This is a genomic window from Agromyces molybdatiresistens, from assembly GCF_052748445.2.
Map to the genome: position 1 here is coordinate 649,525 of NZ_CM188258.1, position 18,607 is coordinate 668,131.

The window sequence follows — 18,607 nt, forward strand, 5'->3', positions numbered from 1 at the left end:
CGAGCAGTGGCATGGACTACCACTCGCTCAACGCGATGCTGAACCTCTACAGCGCCGACGGCAAGATCCAGTTCGAGAAGGACCGTGAGGCGGCGCGCGAGTACTTCCTCCAGCACGTCAACCAGAACACGGTCTTCTTCCACTCGCTGAAGGAGCGGCTCGACTACCTCGTCGAGAAGCAGTACTACGAGCCCGAGGTGCTCGGCATGTACTCGTTCGAGTTCATCCAGAAGCTCAACGACCTGGCGTACTCGAAGAAGTTCCGCTTCGAGACCTTCCTCGGCGCGTTCAAGTACTACACGAGCTACACGCTGAAGACGTTCGACGGCAAGCGATACCTCGAGCGCTTCGAAGACCGAGTGGTGATGACCGCGCTCGGCCTCGCGCAGGGCGACGAGCAGCTCGCGACCGACCTCGTGGAGGAGATCATCGCGGGCCGCTTCCAGCCGGCGACGCCCACGTTCCTCAACACGGGCAAGGCGCAGCGCGGCGAGCTCGTCTCGTGCTTCCTGCTCCGCATCGAAGACAACATGGAGTCCATCTCCCGGGGCATCAACTCCTCGCTGCAGCTGTCGAAGCGCGGCGGCGGCGTGGCGCTCCTGCTCAGCAACATCCGCGAGTCGGGCGCGCCGATCAAGCAGATCGAGAACCAGTCGTCGGGCATCATCCCCGTGATGAAGCTGCTGGAGGACTCCTTCTCGTACGCGAACCAGCTCGGCGCGCGCCAGGGCGCCGGCGCGGTGTACCTCTCGGCGCACCACCCCGACATCATGCGGTTCCTCGACACCAAGCGCGAGAACGCCGACGAGAAGATCCGCATCAAGACGCTCTCCCTCGGCGTCGTCGTGCCCGACATCACGTTCGAGCTCGCGAAGAACAACGAGGACATGTACCTCTTCTCGCCGTACGACGTCGAGCGCGTCTACGGCAAGCCATTCGGCGACGTGCCGATCTCCGAGAACTACCGCGCGATGGTCGACGACCCGCGCATCAAGAAGACGAAGATCAACGCGCGCGAGTTCTTCCAGACGATCGCCGAGATCCAGTTCGAGTCGGGCTACCCCTACATCGTGTTCGAGGACACGGTGAACAAGGCCAACCCGATCAAGGGCCGGATCAACATGTCGAACCTGTGCTCCGAGATCCTCCAGGTCAACACCCCGACGACCTTCAACGAGGACCTCTCCTACAAGGAGATCGGCAACGACATCTCGTGCAACCTCGGGTCGCTGAACATCGCGCTGTCGATGGACTCGCCCGACTTCGGGAAGACGGTGGAGACCGCCATCCGCGGCCTCACCGCGGTGTCGAACATGTCGCACATCTCGTCGGTGCGCTCGGTGGAAGACGGCAACGACAAGTCGCACGCCATCGGCCTCGGCCAGATGAACCTGCACGGCTACCTCGCCCGCGAGCGCATCCACTACGGCAGCGACGAGGGCGTCGACTTCACGAACATCTACTTCTACACGGTGCTCTTCCACGCGCTGCGCGCATCGAACCGGATCGCGATCGAGCGCGGTGAGGCCTTCGACGGCTTCGCCGACTCGAAGTACGCGTCGGGCGAGTTCTTCGACAAGTACACGGATGCCGCGTGGGTGCCGCAGACCGCACGGGTCATCGAGCTCTTCGCCGACGCCGGCGTGCACATCCCGACGCAGCACGACTGGCAGGAGCTGAAGGCCTCCATCCAGGAGCACGGCATCTACAACCAGAACCTGCAGGCGGTGCCGCCGACCGGCTCGATCTCGTACATCAACAACTCGACGTCGTCGATCCACCCGATCGCGGCGAAGATCGAGATCCGCAAGGAAGGCAAGCTCGGCCGCGTCTACTACCCGGCGCCGTTCATGACGAACGACAACCTCGAGTACTACCAGGACGCGTACGAGATCGGCTACGAGAAGGTCATCGACACGTACGCCGCGGCGACGCAGCACGTCGACCAGGGCCTGTCGCTCACGCTGTTCTTCAAGGACACCGCGACGACCCGCGACATCAACAAGGCGCAGATCTACGCGTGGCGCAAGGGCATCAAGACGATCTACTACATCCGGCTGCGTCAGCAGGCCCTCGAGGGCACGGAGCTGGACCTTTGCGTCAGCTGCACGCTTTGATCCCATGATCGAAACGGTCGATTGGTCGCCCGAACTGGGCGTCGGCGCTCCGATTCTCGGAGTCGTCTACGGCTATCGCGTCCGAAAGTCGGGCGAGTACCGATACGTCGGTCAGACGACGAAATCGCTCCGGCGTCGCATCTCGGAGCACCGAGGTGTCGCAGGGCGGGGACGGAAGACGCCGTTCTACGACTGGCTGCGCAAGACCCCGGATGACGAGTATGAGGTCGTCGTTCTCGAGCGGATCGTGACGTCTCGTGAGGACCTCGGCGAAGCCGAGATCAGCTGGATCACGCTCTTCCGGGCGACAGGCGACCGACTCCTGAATCTCACTGATGGGGGGCTTGGCCCGTCGGGTGTGGTGTGGACTGAGGAGCAGCGCAGGGCTGCCGGCGACCGAGCGCGTGGACGTCCGACCGGAATCCACCTGTATGGCCCGGATCACCCGCGATGGGGGACCGCTCACAGCGACGAGCAAAAAGCCAAGTGGTCTGCGATGCGAAAAGGCACGATGACCGGCGCAGCCAACCCGAACTTCGGCAAGTTTGGTCGCGATCATCCAAGCTTCGGTCGAACCGTCTCAGCGGAGACTCGTGAACTGCTTTCGCGCCAGAAGCGTGGCGAGGCCAACCCAAACTTCGGCAAGAAGATGAGCGACGAAACACGCGCGAAGATCTCGGCCGCCCAAAAGGGAATTGCGAAGCCGTTGACCGGTCGAAATGCCCACACCCGATTTCACGTGAATCGCGGCGAAGTAAGCCCAAACTGCAAGTACTGCGCCGACCGGCCAGCAAGCGAGACGAACGAGGAGCAAGGAACATGACTCTCACAGACCCGGTCAACGCGGCCAAGAACGACCCCGCCCACAGCGGCAAGGTCAAGCTCGTCGACCACGTCAACGCGATCAACTGGAACCGCATCCAGGACGACAAGGACCTCGAGGTCTGGAACCGCCTGGTGAACAACTTCTGGCTGCCCGAGAAGGTGCCGCTGTCGAACGACGTGCAGTCGTGGAACCAGCTGACGGCCGACGAGCAGCAGACCACGATGCGGGTGTTCACGGGCCTCACGCTCCTCGACACCATCCAGGGCACGGTCGGCGCGGTCTCGCTCATCCCCGACTCGCTGACCCCGCACGAGGAGGCGGTGTACACGAACATCGCGTTCATGGAGTCGGTGCACGCGAAGAGCTACTCGTCGATCTTCTCGACGCTGTGCTCGACGAAGGACATCGACGACGCCTTCCGCTGGTCGGTCGAGAACGAGCACCTGCAGAAGAAGGCCTCCATCGTGATGGAGTACTACCGCGGTGACGAGCCACTGAAGCGCAAGGTCGCCTCGACGCTGCTCGAGTCGTTCCTCTTCTACTCGGGCTTCTACCTGCCCATGTACTGGTCGTCGCGGGCGAAGCTCACCAACACGGCCGACCTGATCCGCCTCATCATCCGCGACGAGGCGGTGCACGGGTACTACATCGGCTACAAGTTCCAGCGCGGGCTCGAACTCGTCGACCAGGCCAAGCGCGACGAGATCAAGGACTACACGTTCTCGCTGCTCTACGAGCTCTACGACAACGAGGTGCAGTACACGCAGAGCCTCTACGACGGCCTCGGCCTCACCGAGGACGTCAAGAAGTTCTTGCACTACAACGCCAACAAGGCCCTGATGAACCTCGGCTACGAGCCGATGTTCCCGAAGACCGTCACCGACGTGAACCCGGCGATCCTCGCCTCGCTCTCGCCGAACGCCGACGAGAACCACGACTTCTTCTCGGGGTCCGGCTCGTCGTACGTGATCGGCAAGGCGGTCGTGACGGAGGACGAGGACTGGGACTTCTAGTTCGCGTCCTTTCGGCAACTTACCGCCGCCGTCCCATGAATGATCCTCTGGGCCGGCGTTTAAACTCGCGTGTGCACTCGAATGAATCGGCGGACTTGAAATGGTACTGGGCGCTGTAGTTGTCGACGCGCGAGTGACTCGGGAGAAACTTCTTGAACTATTGGAGATCGGTGCCGAGCATGAGGAGCTCGACTATAAGTCGACTCTTGATCTGGCTTCGGGAAAGCGACGAGATTCGCTTGAGTTCGTTAAGGATGCATGCGCCCTCGCGAATCTTCCACAAGGTGGATACCTCGTCGTCGGAGTGAATGACGAAGGTGAGCCTGCCACTGAGGCGGATCCGATAAACTCCGCGCATTTCGATTCGGCAGCGCTTCTGCAAAAGGTCGAGAGTTACGTCGACCAGACTTTCCCGATTGTCTCAGCCGTTCACACAATCACGGCGCAGAACGGAGTCGATTGGTCAGTCGCCGTTGTGTATGTGGGTCCCCCTGCCACGATGTTCCCTGTGCCGATCAAGAAGGTCGGTGAGTACGAGGATGAGAAAGGGAAGCACACCATACTCCGAGTCGGGGACCTTTTCGTAAGGGATGGCACACGATCTGTTCGAGTCGCCTCGCGTCATTGGCCCATGTTGCTCGTGAATCACACGGAGCGGATTAAAGCGGAGGCGCGGAGCGACATCGACAACATCATTGATCGCATCGTTCAACAACTCGGGAATGCTGGAAGTTCTCACGCGTCCGTGCCGATCGATATCGACATGGAGAATGAAACGTTCGCTAGGGCGCTAATGAGCCGGCCAGAGCGCAAGCGCCTGAACGTCGTTCTGGATGATGCTAGGAGTCGTCTTGTCCACGCCACAGGCGCTACAGCCCTAGACGATGCCGGGGTAAACGCTCTTGACAAACTGGCCATCGTTGGCGCGACCGCTATTCGGCTCCGGAGGCCAAATGTCCTCCGGGACGTGGTTCAAGTGCTTCGCGATATCTACGAACTGGCCCCACACCCTTCAGTCTTCGTCGTGCACTTGACGGGTGAGCGTGACCGCGCGACCGCCATCCTGTGGCGAGAGATCTTAGTGCGAGTGATCGCACTTGGCTCCCTCGCGATTCGAGTTCACGACTGGGGGGCCGTGCGCTCCCTCGCACTGGTGCCCTTCGAGGAAGTCGAGGGATTTGGTTACCCTTCGTGGCTCAGGCACGGCCTTGTCTTTGCGGCGCGGGCTAACGTGCTCGAAGGCGACGGGGAAGACGCGGAAAGCCGAGGCGGGTTGATTCTTTCGCGCGCGCGGCAGTTCTCAATCTCCACTCCTCAGGTGGCGCCTGATCTCAAACTTGCGGACGGCCCGACATCTGAAACTGAGCCCGCGGGCAGCGATCTCGTTCTCGACTCTGCGTGCCAGTTTGACATCTTGTGGTGCGTCCTGGCTGCGGCGGACGATCCCGCTGACGAGCATACGACCTTCTATCCGAACGCAGCGGCCTTTGACCGGCGACGCATCGACCCCATCCTTGAACAGCTCTCCTCCCAGCCCGCTTTGCGCGACGAGCTGTTGCCCGGTCTATCGGATGAGGCGATTGCGGTCGCTGTCGCCAACGTGCTCAAACTCGCGCGTTCTGAGGCGGTTCGTATGGGGAGTCTCGATTGGAGCGGCCCTCTTCCGCGTCGCGTCGAAGCGTTTCTTCGGGGCGCGCAATAGATTGGGCGGGCTACAGCTCCAGGTGCAGGGCGAAGCGCTCCTTGGCCGGGCGCCGCCGCCCTGAATGCCGCCGCATTCGCCGCCGCGAGCACATAGCCTCGCCGTTCCGATGTCCCTGCAAGAGCGACAGCTGTACTTCAAGGGCTGACGCCATCGGGTGTCATGGCTGGTCGAACCGGGGTAAGGCGGCGCCGATGGGAGCGGTCCGAGCCCATAGTGCCACGCGGGATCCGCCTCTGAGCGTATGGAGCGGATGCGACATCCGCTGGTCTCACGAGACGATCGGATCGGACCGGGATTGTCGGGTGCGGGCACGGACCGGTGAGCAGGCTGGAGTGCGAAGGGGGTCACCGTGATCGCAGCGCTGAACCGGCTGGTCGAGTTCGTCGAGGAGCACCTCGCCGAGGAGATCGACGTCGCCGGGCTGGCGGGCGAGCTAGGCACGACGGAGTACCACGTGCGGCGGATGTTCTCGTCGCTGGCGGGCATGCCGTTGTCGGAGTACATCCGGCGGCGGCGCATGACCGTTGCCGCGGCCGAGGTGCTGGGCGGCGGCGAGCTGCTGGGCATCGCGGTGCGCTTCGGGTACGGCTCGACCGAGGCGTTCGGTCGCGCGTTCCGGGCGGTGCACGGCGCCGGCCCGGGTGACGTGCGCCGAGACGGTGGCCCCCTTCGGACGCAACCGCAGCTCAGGTTCCGCCTGACCGTTGAAGGGACCACCACGATGGACACCCGTATCGCCGAACGACCGGCCTTCCTGCTCGTCGGCCACGCCGCGCGCGTGCCGCTCATCCACCACGGGCCCAATCCGCACATCCAGGCGCACATCGCCGCGCTGCCACCCGAGGAGCACCAGCGCTTGAAGGCGCTCGGCGACACCGAACCGGCGGGGCTGCTGCAGGTCAGCGCCGATGTCGACCCCGACTACGCCGAGGGCAGCGAGTTGACGTACCTGCACGGCGTCGCGGTCACCTCGGATGCCGCGGTACCGGACGATCTCAACGTGATCGAGGTGCCCGCCGGGGGGTGGGCGGTGTTCAGGTCGTCGGGGGCGTACCCGGACGCGTTGCAGGCGACGTGGGCGGCGACGGCCGCGGACTGGTTCCCGTCGAACCCGTGGCGGCTGCGGTCCGGTCCGTCGATGGTCGCGGTGCTCGAGCGGGCCGAGGACTTCAGCACGGCGACGACGGAGTTGTGGTTGCCGGTCGAGCGGGCGTGACGACGGCGGATGTCACGCGGCATCCGGAGTTCGAGATCGTGCACCGCGCCGGAGGCGCCGAATGTCAACCAAATCCGGGGCAGACCCGAACCCTCGACGGCACGCATCTCGACTACCTTGATGGGGTCGTCTTCAGCGCGACGAGAGCTAGCTCTGCGTAGGCGTGCGGACCGCGGCATCCGGCCCGACCAGCGACTACACCGGGCAGCGGATCTACTACCGCTCCATCCGGCACGACGACGCGCGACGCACGACCGGCTCACGATCCACGACTACCTATGGCGGTAGGACTTGGTCGTCCCTCTGTCCCATACTTACTTCGTGGGACTGATGTGGCGGCAGAGTCGAAATAGTCCGACTGTGGGCGCGCTGGGGCTTCGAAGAACGAGGCACGTCGAGGTAGAAGATGCCGCTTCAGGATTGGCGGTCGCTGAGTACACGTCCATTCGTGCGGAATCGATTCAGTCGTTCGCGACGTCGCAGTCCATCATCCAGTGGAGTCTCGCGACGTATGGCGTTCTCTTCGGCGCGGGACTTCTTGCGGTGAATAGCGAGATCGCATCGGATCTTGCACCTTCCGTTTCGTGGATGGCAGCTTTGATCTATGGAGTCCTGCTGCCTGGACTTGTTTGCGCAGCCGCGTGGAGCTGGATCGGTGAGATTCGGCGCATGGAGCGTGCAGGTGCCTACGTTCGAGGAATTGAACGGCATCTGCGTCTAGAAACTCGTCGGGGGACCGCTTCAGTCGTCGGGCCTCTGAATTGGGAGACCTTTCTTGCGGGCTCCCAACGATCAGCCTCATCGGGGATCAAGGGTTGGGCGCCATACCTCGGCACTGCACTCCTATTCGGCGGCAGCCTTTTCTCGTCTGTTGTCTTCTTCTTCTTCTGGGTCTACGAGATTCTTGACGATGGATGGAACGACGGTGTGTGGGCATTGCTCCTCGCAGACGCCGCGCTTGTCGTGCTTTTCCTCGTGGTCTGTCTCCATACCGGGATGGGCGTCGTGTGGCTCGGATCACAGTTCTTCGATCTCGAGAAGGAGGAGCTACGTCGTTGGCGCCCGGGGCTGTCTCTTGCGACATACCGCGTGATCGAGGTGGCGCTGGTGGTGACCATGATCGTGGCGCTCGTAGGGCTCGCGACTTGGCTGATGCCAGAACGCATACTGACTTGGAAGTAGTGGTCGCGTCGAGCTCGACAAGTACGTCGCGTTCGGTGGCGTGGCTGCGGCCGAGGACGGCGCGGAGGCTGTCGATTACGACGAACTGGTCGGGCTCGTCGCGCATGCCGCCGCCGAAGTAGGCACCGTCGTCGCGTTCACGATCGCGTAATGGAGGGATTCAGGGAGAGCCGGGGCTCCCGTTCAGGCCCCGCTTCGGCCGACGTGGAAGCTGCCCGGTGCCGGCAGCGGAACCTCCGGAGCGGCGAGCTGCTGGGCATCGCCGTGCGGTTCGGGTACGGGTCGACCGAGGCGTTCGGTCGCGCGTTCCGGGCGGTGCACGGTGCCGGCCCGGGCGATGTACGCCGAGACAGTAGACCCCTTCGGACGCAACCGCAGCTCAGGTTCCGCCTGAGCGTTGAAGGGAACACCACGATGGACACCCGTATCGCGGCGGGGTTGCTGCAGGTCAGCGCCGACGTCGACCCCGACTACGCCGAAGGCAGCGAGTTGACGTACCTGCACGGCGTCGCGGTCACCTCGGATGCCGCGGTACCGGAGGATCTCGACGTGATCGAGGTGCCGGATGGCGCGTGGGCGGTGTTCCGGTCGTCGGGCGCGTACCCGGACGAGCTGCAGGCGACGTGGGCGGCGACGGCCGCGGACTGGTTCCCGTCGAACCCGTGGCGGCTGCGGCCGGGTCCGTCGATGGTGGCGGTGCTCGAGCGGGCGGAGGACTTCAGCACGGCGACGACGGAGTTGTGGCTGCCGGTCGAGCGGGGGTGACGACGACCGCGACGCAGGGCCGGCCGCTTCGCGCGCCCGGCCCTCTGCGTCCTCACCACCCGAGCAGGGCGAGCGCGCCGGTGGCAGCTGCCGCCACGAGCGACGTCCAGAGCACGATCGCAATGACCTGCCACAGGATCACCCATTCCTTGCGCACACCCGACGCGACGAAGAACGCCGCGGTCAGCATCGTGGGCAGGGCGAGCGGCGCGAGGAGGCTCGCGCCCGGGACGCCGAAGCGCACCATCCAGCGGCGGAGCTTCCCGTAGCCCTTCGAACGGCGCGTGGGTGCCGCGTCCGGGTCACCCGTCGAGGAGTCGAGGGTGATGGTGCGCACGCTCCCGGTGGTGGTGGTGGTGGTGGTCGAGGTGCCGGTGTTGCTTCCGGGGACGGCGGACGCGACATCCGCTCGATTCGTGGTGGCCGACATGCGGCCGCCTGCGCGCGCGCTCGCTCGACGGTCGACGACGGCGCCGCGCACGCGGGAACCGAAGAGCACGACCGCGACGACGGCCAGGATGTTGCCCGCCATCGCAGCCAGCGCCGCGACGATCGGGTTGATGCCGGCGATGATGCCGAACACCGCCGCCCCCTCGCCTTCGACGTAGGGCACTGCACCTGCGAGGGCGACGATCACCGGTTGCAGGATGTCGGGGACCTGGTCGACGATGTCCTGCAGCCACGGATACGGGTTGTCCATGATGGTTCTGCTTCCTTTCTCGCGCCCCGATCCGAGGTGGATCGCGGGGTGCGGAAGCAGTGTCGACCCTGTTCTCGGAACAGGGTCAAGCGAGGGCGATTCGAACCTGAGCGCCGGCTGTGACGCTTGACCCCGTGGTTGGAACAGGGTCTTGAATGACGGTGTGGCTGCGGTCGGGAACTCCTCCCGGCAGAAGCGTCGGAAGGACGGAACCCGCATGGGTTGGAGCACACGCGAACTCGCCGAGCTCGCCGGTACGACCGTCAACACGGTGCGGCACTACCACCGAGCGGGACTGCTCGACGAGCCCGAGCGCCTGTACAACGGGTACAAGCAGTACGGCGCGCGGCACCTCGTGCGGCTGCTGCAGATCCGCCGACTGCGCGACCTCGGCGTGCCGCTCGCGCAGATCGAGGCGCTCGACACTTCCGGCGACCGCGACCGCGACCGCGACCCCGCCGCGGCGCTGCTCGCGATCGACGCCGACCTCGCTGCATCGATCGAGCGGATGCAGCGGGCCCGCGCCGAGATCCGCGCGATCCTCGACGGGTCGACCGTGACCGACGTCCCGCCGGGGTTCGAGGACATCGCGGGGCGGCTGTCCGGTGCGGATCGCTCGCTCATGCTGGTGTACGCGCAGCTCTACGACGACGCCGCGATGACCGACCTCAGGCACATGGCCGAGGAGGAGCGCGACGCCGTCGACGACGAGTTCGACGCCCTCCCTGCCGATGCCGACGAGGCCACACGGCAGCGGCTCGCCGACGCGCTCACGCCGAAGATCGCGGGCAACCTCGCCGACTTCCCCTGGCTCCTGAAACCCGACGAGCACCTGCCGAAGGGCCCGCGTGTGACCCGCGAAGCCTTCATCGAGACGGTCTTCGAGGTGTACAACGAGGCGCAGCGCGACGTGATCACCCGGGCCAGCAGGCGTGCGACCGGAACGACGGACGACGCGTCGACGATTTCCGCCGACGATCAGCCGGAGTAGCGGGGTGAACGCGCGCCGGGCCGAGGGTCGCCGGTGAGGATGAGCGGAGTTCTCACGGGTTCTCGATTCGAGCCGCTCGCGCAGCTGCCCGACGAGCACGTCTCTTCACGGCGATTCGAGCGAGCGAGCCGGTCTCCCGTCCGGGCCACCCGGCGGCCCGTACTGGATCGGCGAGGCGACGAACCACGCGACTGCGAGCAGTGCGAGGGCGGTGCCTGCGGCGCAGACGCGCAACACGAGTGCGGACGTCCGAGCGCGCAGGACGCCTCGGACGAGTGCGAGCAGGATGAGTCCGAGGATGCCTCCGGCCGTGTTCACCACGACGTCCGTGACATCCGAGCTCCCGGTCGCGAGTAGGTATTGTGCGACTTCGAGGCCGATGCTCGCCGCGACGAACGCGGCAGTCGCCCGCCACCACGACCATGACGGTCGCAACGCCCCGAGGTAGATGCCGAACGGGACGAACAGCAGCAGGTTCGCGAGGACCTCCTCCGGATCGCTGGCGCCGAAGCTCTCGGTGGCGACGAAGGGCACGAGCTTCACCTGGCGCTCCGTGTGCCCGGCGGCCCACGGGAGCTGGAAGCGGAGCAGGACGATCCAGGCGAGCAGAGCGAGGTAGATCGCGAACAGCCCGACGAGGGCGACGGATGTCCCGGGTCGGCGTCGCATCGCGGCGTGCTCGGTTGCGCGGGTCATCCCTGCATCCTCGGATCTTCGGTGGGGTCGGCGTACAGTTCGGGGCATCCGTGCTCGACGGCGTCGGGCCGGAGTTCGTAGTGCCATGGTTCGTTCGCGTAGACCGGGCAGAGGCCGTACGCGGCACCGTGCTCGGAGAGCCACTCGGTGGCGTCCCAGCCGCCGAGGTCGACCGCCTCGCCGCGCACGTGCGGCGAGGTGCTCGGAGTCGCCACCCAGCGGGCGGCCTCCTCGGCCGAGCCGTACGCGGCAACGGCCTCCTGGAGGAGGCGCTCCTGGTACTCGGCCGATCGCCAGCCGCTGTTGACCTGGAACACGATTCCATCGCGGGCGGCATCGGTCGCGGCCTGCCGGAGCGCCGCGAGCAGGGTGGAATCGAGACGCGCGACGGCGGCGGAGGAGTCGTCGAAGACCGTGGCGCCGTCGGTGAGGCTGCCCTCGTCGCCGGGAAGCGACGTCGTCTCGAGGCCTGAGCGGGGCGGGATCGCGGCAGGCGTCGCAGACGACGACCGGGCGCCGATCGACCCGGCGAGCGCCACGGCCAGCACCACCGCGACGAGCGGGACGACGACGACAACGACGAGCGAACGAGGAGGACGGGATGGTTTCGCCCTGGCAGTGCGGATCATGCCACCATTCGACGCGGGCGCATGTTGCCGCAGCGTCTGCGGCTTCGCATACGCCTGCGATATGCACCGGCTCGTAGCATCGGGAACATGCGCGTGCTGATCGTGGAGGACGAGCCCTTGATGGCCGAGGGGATCCGCGCCGGGCTGGAGCGCGCCGCGATCGCCGCCGACGTCGCGGGCGACGGCGACACCGCGCTCGAACTGCTCGCCATCAATGCCTACGACATCGCGGTGCTCGACCGCGACATCCCCGGCCCGTCCGGCGACGACGTCGCCCAGCGGATCGTCGCGTCGGGCACCGGGATGCTGATCCTGATGCTCACCGCGGCGGACCGGATCGACGACAAGGCGACCGGATTCGGGCTCGGCGCCGACGACTACCTGACGAAGCCCTTCGATCTCCACGAACTCGTGCTCCGGCTCAGGGCCCTCGACCGCCGGCGAGCGCACGCGCGGCCGCCGGTGCTCGAGATCGCCGGTCTGCGCCTCGATCCGTTCCGGCGGGAGGTGTACCGCGACGGGCGGTACATCGCCCTCACCCGGAAGCAGTTCGCCGTACTCGAAGTGCTGGTCGCCGCCGGCGGCGGTGTGATCAGCGCCGAGGAGCTGCTCGAGCGAGCGTGGGACGAGAACGCGGACCCGTTCACGAATGCCGTGCGCATCACCGTCTCGGCGTTGCGCAAGCGGCTCGGCGAGCCATGGGTCATCGTGACGGTGCCGGGCGTCGGGTATCGGATCGATGCGGGCGCCGACGGCTCCGGCGACGCGGGCAGCGGCGCCTCCGCCTCGCGGGAGCAGTGATCATGCAGCGAGCGCCGGGGCCGAGCGTGCGGCTGAAGCTCACGCTCAGCTACGTCGGCTTCCTGCTGGTCGCGGTCGTGCTCCTGCTCGCGATCGTGTGGGTGTTCCTGCTGCGCTACGTGCCCGCCGAGGCCATCGAGACGATCGGTGGATTCGTTCCGGGGCGAGACGACCTCGTCCGCGCATTCGTGCCGGCGCTCGGCTGGATGCTGCTCGGCCTGGCGGTGTTCGCGATCGTCGGCGGGTGGTTCCTCGCGGGGCGCATGCTGGCTCCGCTGCGACGGCTCACGGCTGCGACCCGCAAGGCCGCCGACGGCTCGCTCTCGCATCGCATCGAACTCGAGGGACGGCGCGACGAGTTCCGCGAGCTGTCCGACAGCTTCGACGAGATGCTCGCGCGGCTCGAGGCGCACCTCGCCGAGCAGCAGCGGTTCGCGGCGAACGCCTCCCACGAGCTGCGCACCCCGCTCGCGATCACGCAGACGCTGCTCGACGTCGCCCGCGACGATCCGGCCACGGGCGATCGCGAGCTCCTCGAACGGCTCCGGCTCGTCAACACTCGGGCGATCGAGCTCACCGAGGCGCTGCTGCTGCTCAGCCGTGCCGACGGTCGAGCCTTCGCGCGCGAACGCGTCGACCTCTCGCTCCTCGCCGAGGAGTCGGTCGAGACCCTGCTGCCGCTCGCGGAAGCCCGCCACGTCGCTCTCGAGGCCACGAGCGACGTCGCGATCGCGGTCGGATCGACGGCCCTCCTCCAGCAGTTGACGACGAATCTCGTGCACAACGCGATCGTCCACAACCTGTCCGATGGCGGGATCGTCCGGATCGCGACCGCCGCAGACCCGGGCTCCGCCTCGTTGACCGTGGAGAACACCGGCGAACGGCTCAGCCCGCAGATGATCTCGACCCTCACCGAGCCGTTCCGGCGCGGCACCGGCCGCATCCGCGGCGACCACGCCGGCGTCGGCCTCGGGCTGGCGATCGCCAAGAGCATCGTGCAGGCGCACGATGGAACGATGAGCATCGAGGCCCGGGAGGGTGGCGGACTGCGGGTCGTCGTGCGCCTGCCGTCGCCCTCGTCGCCGGATCCGCGGTGACGGTCGAGCGGGGTTGACGCTCGCCATCCGCGCGCGAGCGTACCAAGCTGGGAGCCATGACGATCTCCGAGGCCGATCTCGTCCACCTGCGCCGGGCGGTCGAGCTCGCGCGCGAAGCGCTCGACGCCGGCGACGGTCCGTTCGGGTCGGTGCTCGTCGACGCGGCCGGGCTGGAGCGGTTCGCCGATCGCAACCGCGAGCAGACGACGGGGGATGCCACGCGGCATCCGGAGTTCGAGATCGCGCGCGCGGCGGCGGTGAACCTGACCGCAGACGAGCGGGCGGCGGCGACGGTGTACACGTCGGGGGAGCACTGCCCGATGTGCTCGGCGGCGCACGCGTGGGTCGGGCTCGGTCGGATCGTGTACGTCGCATCGGCAGAGCAGATCTCCGGATGGCGCGCGGCGCTCGGCGCGCCATCCTCAGCCGTGGCCGTGTTGCCGATCGACGCCGTCGCGCCGGGTGTGCGCGTCGAGGGGCCGGTCGACGGACTCGTTCCCGAGGTGCGGGCGCTCATCGAGCGCGCGATCGTGCCGGGCTAGCGCCCCGACCCGGGCGGCGGTCGTTGGACGATATGCGCCGCCGGCCCCTGACGCGGCCGTCGCAGGAGCCTCGGGATCGGGTCGGGGTGCCGCCGGATCCCGTTACATGCCGGGGAGTTCGATCGCCTCGAGGACCTCGATCGTGCCGATCTCGAGGTGAGGGTGCCCGTCCATGAGGGCCGCGGCCGCGTCGGCATCGGCCGCCTCGACGATCGAGTACCCCGCGACATCCGACGTCGACGACGACGTGCCCGCCGAGGTGATCGCGCGGCCGTTGCCGACAGGTGAGCCGAAGTCGGTGAGGGCGCCGCCGACCTTGCCGGCCCAGGCCATCCACTCCTGCATCGAGGCGTCGCCCTCCTCGGGCGACTGCTGCATCTGCTCCTCCGCGCTGACGTCGGCCCGATAGAGCACGAGGTACTTCGCCATCTCGCCTTCTCCTTCGTCAAGCGCGCGGCGCCCGTCTCATGACGAGCTCCGACGCGCGCCATCGCGGCAGACGGTACTCCGGTGGTCGCGGTGCCGCACCACTGGGCACGACTCCCGGCCTGTTCCCGTCGAACCTGTGGCTGCCGGCTGAGCGGGGTCGACGAGCGCCGCCTACCTCACGACGCGGAATCGCAGGTGGGTCGCGGCGTCCGTCTCGATCACCTGGGTGCGCTCGAGGCGGACGTGCCGGTCGAGCCACGACGGCTCGAACAGCGGCGTGCCACTGCCGAACAGCACCGGCACGAGGTGGATCGAGACCTCGTCGACCAGGCCCTCGCGCAGGTACTGCCGAGCCACGTCCGCGCCGCCCATGATGCCGACGTCCCTGTCTCCGGCCGCCGCGCGAGCCGCGTCCAGGGCCGAGCGGATGTCGCCGACGAAGGTGTACACCCCGCCCTCCGGGATCTCGTCGGGCGCACCGTGGCTCACGACCCACAGCGGGACGCGGGCAGGCCCGGTCGGGCCGTCCGCTCCCCACCACGCGATCGAGTTGTCGTAGGTCCGCCGACCGGCGATAACGGCGCCGAGGCGCGCGCCGGCGCGCTCGATCACCTCGCGGTCGCGCTCGCTGCCTGCGAACGCCCAGTCGTGGAGGACTTCGCCGCCGATGCCCATTCCCTCGGCGCGCGTCATGCCGCTCGCCGCGATGAATCCGTCGAGCGACATGCTGATGTCGAAGACGATGCTGCTCATTGTTCTGCTCCTCTGGATCAGTTCCTTCACCTACGCGTCGAACGGGCGCGCCAGGGATCGACCGGTCCCGAATCCGCTTCGACGTCATTCGCTGATCAAACGCTTGACCAGCTCGCACGCCGACTGCTACTGTCCTGCTCAAACGCTTAACCAAAGGACATCACCGCCGATGACTGCACCCGTCTTCTTCCGCCCGACCGACGCCTGGGTCGGCGACGTCATCCCCTGGCAGGGGGACGGCGTGTTCCACCTCTTCTACCTGCACGAGGTGCGCCGCACCCCGAAGCCGGGCACGCCGTGGAACCTCATCACCACGACCGACCTCGTGCGCTTCGACGATCACGGCGTCGCGCTCGCGGCGGGCGATGACGACGCGCCCGACTTCAACGCCTACACCGGCAGCATCGTCCGCGACGCCGACGGCGTGCACCACCTCTTCTACACGGGCCAGAACCCGCGCCACCTCGGCGACGACGGCCTCCCGCTCCAGCTCGTCATGCACGCGACCAGCGTCGACGGCATGACGACCTGGCAGCGCCATCCGGAGCACACCTTCGGCGCCCCGGCGGGATACGAGACGGCCGACTGGCGCGACCCGTTCGTCTTCCGCGACGAGGAGGCCGGCCTGTGGCGCATGCTCGTTGCGGCACGCCACCTCGAGGGTCCCGAGCGCCGGCGCGGCGTCATCGCGCAGTGCGTCTCTCGCGACCTCGTCACGTGGGAGGCGGCCGAGCCGTTCTGGGACCCGCGCCGCTACATCACCCACGAATGCCCCGAGGTGTTCCAGTGGGGCGACTGGTGGTACCTCGTCTACTCCGAGTTCTCGGAGTCGTTCACGACGAGGTACCGGATGGCGCGGAGCCTCGACGGGCCGTGGCAGGTTCCGGAGCACGACTCCCTCGACGGCCGGGCCTACTACGCCGCGAAGTCGGCCGAACGAGACGGCCGCCGGTTCTTCTTCGGATGGATCGCGAGCCGCGACGGAGCCAGCGACGACGGCGCCTGGCTGTGGGCCGGCACGCTGTCGGTGCTCGAGGCCCGACAGCACGCCGACGGTACGCTCGCGTTCGGCTTCCCGAGCGAGCTCACCGCGAGCTTCGCCGATGATCACCCGCTCTCCTTCGACGAGGTCGACCGCGACGAATGGCCGGAAGAGCCGGAGGACGGCGCCCCGATCGAACTGCGGGCCCACGACGGCTACCGGGCGCTGGTCTCGCGGCAGGAGCTCCCGAGCACCTTCCACGCCGCCGTCACCTTCGACATCGCGGCGGGCACCACCGAGTGCGGCGTGCTGCTGCGGTCGAGTGCGGATGGCGACGAGAGCTACGTGATCCGCCTGGAGCCCAAGCGCGACCGCATGGTGTTCGACCGGTGGCCCAGGCGCCGAACCGGAGACGGCCAGTGGGAGGTCTCCGGCGACGTGCCGCACGTCATCGAACTCGAGCGCCCCTGTCACCTTCCGCCCGGCGAGCACACGCTGGAGGTCGTCGTCGACGGCGATCTCTGCGTCGCGGTGCTCGATGGGCGGGTCAGCCTCAGCACCCGGCTCTACGACCGCCCTGCAGGTCGGCTGGGGCTGTTCGTCGGCGAAGGCGCCGCGGTCGTGACCGGATGCCGCGTCGGCATCCGCCCCGACGCGGCGCCAGGGCACGACGAGTTCGGAGCCGCGGCGCTCGTCGCGGCATCCGCCACGACCTGAACGACGCACCACCCCACACGCACCACCGACAACTGAACACATTTCCCCCGCATTCCGGCTTCAATCAATGGAGATGAACGACATGAAGCACATCCGCATCAGGGCTGCGGCGCTCGCCGCCGCGGCATCCGTCGCCCTCGTGCTGAGCGGCTGCTCGGGTGGCGCCCCCGCAGCGACCGGTGAGATCGACCCCGAGGGCGAGATCGAGCCGCGCGAGATCTCGTGGCTGCTCTCGCGACCGGCCGACGGCGGCGTGATCACCGCCATGCAGCAGATCGCCGACGAGTACGCCGAGCAGCACCCCGGGTTCTCGCTGAACCTCATCACGACGCCCGACCGGCCCTCGTACATCCAGAAGTACGAGACCCTCGCCGCGGCGAACAAGCTGCCCGAGCTCTTCGACACCGACGCGACGCCGTTCGCGAAGAAGCTCGCCGATCAGGGCCGCATGATCGACGCCGAGGCCCTGCTGAAGGACCTCGACCTGTACGACGACTACCGCCCCGCGGCGCTGAACTACCAGCGCTTCGACGACGGGTCGCTGTACATGATCCCGTTCGAGTTCCAGCTCGAGTTCTTCTGGTACAACACGGCGCTGTTCGAGCAGGCCGGGGTGGAGGTGCCGGAGTCGCTCGACGACTTCCCCGCGATGTGCGAGGCGCTGCGGGCGTCCGGCGTGACCCCGATCGCACTCGACGGGCAGGACCAATGGCCGCTCGAGCGGTACATGGCCTACCACCCGTTCCGCACCGCCGGCCCCGAGTACGTGCAGGAGCTGAAGAAGGGCGACGCGGCGTTCGCCGACCCCGACGGCGAGGCGGCGGTCGAGTGGCTCTCCTCGCTGGGTGAGGCCGGATGCTTCGCCGAGGGCTTCTCCTCGACGGGGTACGCCGATGCCCAGGCCCTGTTCACGTCGGGCAAGGCCGCCGTCTACAACATCGGCACCTGGGAGCTCGGGAACCTCGCGACCGAGAATCTCGACGAGGGCGTGCGCGACGACGTCGACTACTTCACGCTCCCGATGACCCCCGATGCGGTGACCGCGGCCAACGAGTACGTGACGCCGTCGGGCATCGGCATGGCGGTCAGCGCGAAGACGTTCGACCCGCTCGTGCGCACCTTCCTCGCGTTCGCGCTCGAACGCTACCCCGAGGTGTACGCGGCGACCGGCGCGCTGTCGCCCACGTCGAACGTCGAGACCACCATCCCCGACAACGCGACGCCGCTGTACGAGCGAGCGGTCGAGCAGGCGAACGACGTCGGCGAGAAGATCGCGATGCCGTGGGACACGCAGCTCGACCCCACCTCGAACACGCGGCTGCAGCAGGAGCTGACGCTCCTGGTGCAGGGCGAGATCACGCCCGACGAGTTCATCGAGACGATGGACACCACGATCGCGCAGAACGGCCCCGCGGCCTTCGAGTGATCCGACCGGTGGGGGCCGCG

Annotated in this window: 17 protein-coding genes and 1 pseudogene; 13 read left to right on the forward strand and 5 right to left on the reverse strand. The window is 67.2% G+C overall.

The genetic code is table 11. The features are described from left to right. Window positions 1-11 precede the first annotated feature (11 nt). The 7 genes and pseudogenes from nrdE to ACULK2_RS03005 form a co-directional block, all read left to right on the forward strand. Complete coding sequence (nrdE, locus tag ACULK2_RS02975; protein ID WP_445969054.1) at window positions 12-2,117, forward strand: class 1b ribonucleoside-diphosphate reductase subunit alpha; 2,106 nt, start codon at window positions 12-14, stop codon at window positions 2,115-2,117. A 4-nt stretch (window positions 2,118-2,121) separates the two neighbouring features. Further along, window positions 2,122-2,940 (forward strand): NUMOD3 domain-containing DNA-binding protein, encoded by an 819-nt coding sequence (locus tag ACULK2_RS02980; protein WP_445969053.1) that lies wholly within the window; start codon window positions 2,122-2,124, stop codon window positions 2,938-2,940. Further along, window positions 2,937-3,956: a class 1b ribonucleoside-diphosphate reductase subunit beta gene (gene nrdF / locus ACULK2_RS02985; RefSeq protein WP_445969052.1), complete on the forward strand. Its 1,020-nt coding sequence runs from the start codon at window positions 2,937-2,939 to the stop codon at window positions 3,954-3,956. The genes ACULK2_RS02980 and nrdF overlap by 4 nt, the downstream gene beginning before the upstream one ends. A 100-nt stretch (window positions 3,957-4,056) precedes the next feature. After that, entirely contained in the window at window positions 4,057-5,658 is a 1,602-nt protein-coding gene (locus ACULK2_RS02990; RefSeq protein ID WP_445969051.1) for an AlbA family DNA-binding domain-containing protein, read from the forward strand. A gap of 352 nt (window positions 5,659-6,010) precedes the next feature. After that, window positions 6,011-6,877, forward strand: a complete 867-nt coding sequence (locus tag ACULK2_RS02995; RefSeq protein ID WP_501044951.1) for a GyrI-like domain-containing protein — start codon at window positions 6,011-6,013, stop codon at window positions 6,875-6,877. Between the two features lie 360 nt (window positions 6,878-7,237). Beyond that, the gene (locus tag ACULK2_RS03000; protein ID WP_445969049.1) at window positions 7,238-8,059 is read left to right on the forward strand and encodes a hypothetical protein; all 822 of its coding nucleotides are present in this window, start codon (window positions 7,238-7,240) and stop codon (window positions 8,057-8,059) included. Between the two features lie 234 nt (window positions 8,060-8,293). Next, window positions 8,294-8,824: pseudogene (locus tag ACULK2_RS03005) on the forward strand (GyrI-like domain-containing protein); the annotation flags it as partial. Window positions 8,825-8,876: 52 nt separating this feature from the next. Here ACULK2_RS03005 and ACULK2_RS03010 read toward each other — a convergent pair. Further along, window positions 8,877-9,524: a small multidrug efflux protein gene (locus tag ACULK2_RS03010; RefSeq protein WP_445969048.1), complete on the reverse strand. Its 648-nt coding sequence runs from the start codon at window positions 9,522-9,524 to the stop codon at window positions 8,877-8,879. A gap of 217 nt (window positions 9,525-9,741) precedes the next feature. Here ACULK2_RS03010 and ACULK2_RS03015 point away from each other — a divergent pair, with 217 nt between their 5' ends. Then, entirely contained in the window at window positions 9,742-10,515 is a 774-nt protein-coding gene (locus ACULK2_RS03015) for a helix-turn-helix domain-containing protein (protein ID WP_445969047.1), read from the forward strand. A gap of 105 nt (window positions 10,516-10,620) precedes the next feature. Here the strand turns inward: ACULK2_RS03015 and ACULK2_RS03020 are convergent, their stop codons facing one another. Both ACULK2_RS03020 and ACULK2_RS03025 read right to left on the reverse strand, forming a co-directional pair. Beyond that, on the reverse strand, window positions 10,621-11,211 hold the full coding sequence (locus ACULK2_RS03020; RefSeq protein ID WP_445969046.1) for a VanZ family protein: 591 nt from the start codon (window positions 11,209-11,211) through the stop codon (window positions 10,621-10,623). After that, the gene (locus tag ACULK2_RS03025) at window positions 11,208-11,840 is read right to left on the reverse strand and encodes a M15 family metallopeptidase (RefSeq protein WP_445969045.1); all 633 of its coding nucleotides are present in this window, start codon (window positions 11,838-11,840) and stop codon (window positions 11,208-11,210) included. The genes ACULK2_RS03020 and ACULK2_RS03025 overlap by 4 nt, the downstream gene beginning before the upstream one ends. Before the next feature lie 87 nt (window positions 11,841-11,927). Between ACULK2_RS03025 and ACULK2_RS03030 the strand changes: the two genes are divergently transcribed. Genes ACULK2_RS03030 through ACULK2_RS03040 form a run of 3 tightly spaced genes read left to right on the forward strand, consistent with a single transcriptional unit; the run spans window position 11,928 to window position 14,280 of the window. Next, window positions 11,928-12,641 (forward strand): response regulator transcription factor, encoded by a 714-nt coding sequence (locus ACULK2_RS03030; RefSeq protein ID WP_445969044.1) that lies wholly within the window; start codon window positions 11,928-11,930, stop codon window positions 12,639-12,641. A gap of 2 nt (window positions 12,642-12,643) precedes the next feature. Further along, window positions 12,644-13,738: a sensor histidine kinase gene (locus ACULK2_RS03035; protein WP_445969043.1), complete on the forward strand. Its 1,095-nt coding sequence runs from the start codon at window positions 12,644-12,646 to the stop codon at window positions 13,736-13,738. Between the two features lie 56 nt (window positions 13,739-13,794). Then, window positions 13,795-14,280, forward strand: a complete 486-nt coding sequence (locus ACULK2_RS03040) for a nucleoside deaminase (RefSeq protein WP_445969042.1) — start codon at window positions 13,795-13,797, stop codon at window positions 14,278-14,280. Window positions 14,281-14,382: 102 nt separating this feature from the next. Here ACULK2_RS03040 and ACULK2_RS03045 read toward each other — a convergent pair whose 3' ends face one another. Continuing rightward, on the reverse strand, window positions 14,383-14,709 hold the full coding sequence (locus ACULK2_RS03045) for a YciI family protein (protein ID WP_445969041.1): 327 nt from the start codon (window positions 14,707-14,709) through the stop codon (window positions 14,383-14,385). 171 nt (window positions 14,710-14,880) lie between these two features. After that, window positions 14,881-15,462 (reverse strand): dihydrofolate reductase family protein, encoded by a 582-nt coding sequence (locus ACULK2_RS03050; RefSeq protein ID WP_445969040.1) that lies wholly within the window; start codon window positions 15,460-15,462, stop codon window positions 14,881-14,883. Between the two features lie 169 nt (window positions 15,463-15,631). Here ACULK2_RS03050 and ACULK2_RS03055 point away from each other — a divergent pair, with 169 nt between their 5' ends. Then, window positions 15,632-17,161, forward strand: a complete 1,530-nt coding sequence (locus ACULK2_RS03055) for a family 43 glycosylhydrolase (protein WP_445969039.1) — start codon at window positions 15,632-15,634, stop codon at window positions 17,159-17,161. A gap of 82 nt (window positions 17,162-17,243) precedes the next feature. Beyond that, window positions 17,244-18,587 (forward strand): ABC transporter substrate-binding protein, encoded by a 1,344-nt coding sequence (locus tag ACULK2_RS03060; protein WP_445969075.1) that lies wholly within the window; start codon window positions 17,244-17,246, stop codon window positions 18,585-18,587. Window positions 18,588-18,607: the final 20 nt, after the last annotated feature.

What these genes read in the sequence shown, in the direction of transcription:
- ACULK2_RS03060 (WP_445969075.1), top strand. Translation starts at nt 17,244, where the DNA reads ATGAAGCACATCCGCATCAGGGCTGCGGCGCTCGCCGCCGCGGCATCC.
- ACULK2_RS02980 (WP_445969053.1), top strand. Translation starts at nt 2,122, where the DNA reads ATGATCGAAACGGTCGATTGGTCGCCCGAACTGGGCGTCGGCGCTCCG.
- nrdF (WP_445969052.1), top strand. Translation starts at nt 2,937, where the DNA reads ATGACTCTCACAGACCCGGTCAACGCGGCCAAGAACGACCCCGCCCAC.
- ACULK2_RS03055 (WP_445969039.1), top strand. Translation starts at nt 15,632, where the DNA reads ATGACTGCACCCGTCTTCTTCCGCCCGACCGACGCCTGGGTCGGCGAC.
- ACULK2_RS03045 (WP_445969041.1), bottom strand. Translation starts at nt 14,709, where the DNA reads ATGGCGAAGTACCTCGTGCTCTATCGGGCCGACGTCAGCGCGGAGGAG.
- ACULK2_RS03035 (WP_445969043.1), top strand. Translation starts at nt 12,644, where the DNA reads ATGCAGCGAGCGCCGGGGCCGAGCGTGCGGCTGAAGCTCACGCTCAGC.
- ACULK2_RS03010 (WP_445969048.1), bottom strand. Translation starts at nt 9,524, where the DNA reads ATGGACAACCCGTATCCGTGGCTGCAGGACATCGTCGACCAGGTCCCC.
- ACULK2_RS02990 (WP_445969051.1), top strand. Translation starts at nt 4,057, where the DNA reads ATGGTACTGGGCGCTGTAGTTGTCGACGCGCGAGTGACTCGGGAGAAA.
- ACULK2_RS03020 (WP_445969046.1), bottom strand. Translation starts at nt 11,211, where the DNA reads ATGACCCGCGCAACCGAGCACGCCGCGATGCGACGCCGACCCGGGACA.
- ACULK2_RS03050 (WP_445969040.1), bottom strand. Translation starts at nt 15,462, where the DNA reads ATGAGCAGCATCGTCTTCGACATCAGCATGTCGCTCGACGGATTCATC.
- nrdE (WP_445969054.1), top strand. Translation starts at nt 12, where the DNA reads ATGGACTACCACTCGCTCAACGCGATGCTGAACCTCTACAGCGCCGAC.
- ACULK2_RS03030 (WP_445969044.1), top strand. Translation starts at nt 11,928, where the DNA reads ATGCGCGTGCTGATCGTGGAGGACGAGCCCTTGATGGCCGAGGGGATC.
- ACULK2_RS03040 (WP_445969042.1), top strand. Translation starts at nt 13,795, where the DNA reads ATGACGATCTCCGAGGCCGATCTCGTCCACCTGCGCCGGGCGGTCGAG.
- ACULK2_RS03025 (WP_445969045.1), bottom strand. Translation starts at nt 11,840, where the DNA reads ATGATCCGCACTGCCAGGGCGAAACCATCCCGTCCTCCTCGTTCGCTC.
- ACULK2_RS03015 (WP_445969047.1), top strand. Translation starts at nt 9,742, where the DNA reads ATGGGTTGGAGCACACGCGAACTCGCCGAGCTCGCCGGTACGACCGTC.